The following is a 1,014-nucleotide window of genomic DNA, read 5'->3' on the forward strand; positions in this document are numbered from 1 at the left end:
GGCGTGCGGCGTGCACCCCGTGCGGTGGGGCGTGACCGCTCGGGCCGCGCTGCACCGCCTGCACCGCGTCGGCGAGGCGGTCCAGCACCGCCGACATCTGCTCCTCGGTGACGATCAGCGGCGGCAGCAGTCGTACGACGTTCCCGGACGGGCCCGCGAGGTCGACGATCACTCCTCGGCGCCGGCACTCCCGCTGGAGGGCGGCGGCGGAATTGCGGGGGGTGCCGCGCGGGGCGGCGTCGGCCGTACCGTCCGGTGCCGTCAGCTCGATGCCGATCATCAGACCGAGCCCCCGCACGTCGCCCACGCACGGGAAGTCATCCGCCAGGCCGCGCAGCCGGGCCAGCGTCCGGCCGCCCAGGGCCGCGGCGTGTTCGGCGAGACCGTGCTCGCGGACGTGGGCGAGAGTGGCGGCGCCCGCGGCCATGGCGAGCTGATTGCCGCGGAACGCGCTCCCCTCTTCCGTGTGCAGGTCGTCGCGGTACACCACGGCGGCGAGGGGCAGTCCGCCTCCGATGGCCTTGGAGAGGACCAGGACGTCGGGGACGACACCGCTGTGTCCGACCGCCCAGAAGGCCCCGGTCCGCCCGACACCGGTCTCGGTCTCGTCGACGATCAGCGGAACGGACCGCTCGGCCGTGCCGTGGCGCAGGCGGCGCAGCACGGCGTCCGGTGTGGGGAGCACGCCGTCCCGGCCCCGGACCGGTTCCAGGAGCATTCCGGCGGGCAGCGCCTCTCCCGGCCTCGGGTCGGCGAGACCGGTCCCGGCCGCCCGGTCCGCGTCGGTGGAGTGGATCACCCGGGTTCGGCCGGTGGCCGCACGGACCAGTCCGGCGGCGGTGGCGACCGGGTTCTTCCCGGCCGGATCGCAGAACCGCACCCGCGCGCGGTCGGCCAGTCCGGGCGGCAACGTACGCATCAGTTCGGTGACGAAGGCCTCCTCGACCGGAGTGGTGAGGCCGGCGACCTGCAAGGGGGCGCCCGCGTCCAGGACTTCGCGGATCGCCCGCAGGG

The 1,014-nt window shown here is 75.5% G+C and carries 1 protein-coding gene; it reads right to left on the reverse strand.

The annotated features are described in order from the left end of the window. Positions 1-1,014 (reverse strand): aminotransferase class III-fold pyridoxal phosphate-dependent enzyme (locus ACFW2E_RS47875; RefSeq protein WP_384478699.1); only part of this gene is annotated, 1,014 nt, incomplete at both ends.

Source organism: Streptomyces sp. NPDC058964 (assembly GCF_042741275.1).
Taxonomy (GTDB): Bacteria; Actinomycetota; Actinomycetes; order Streptomycetales; family Streptomycetaceae; genus Streptomyces.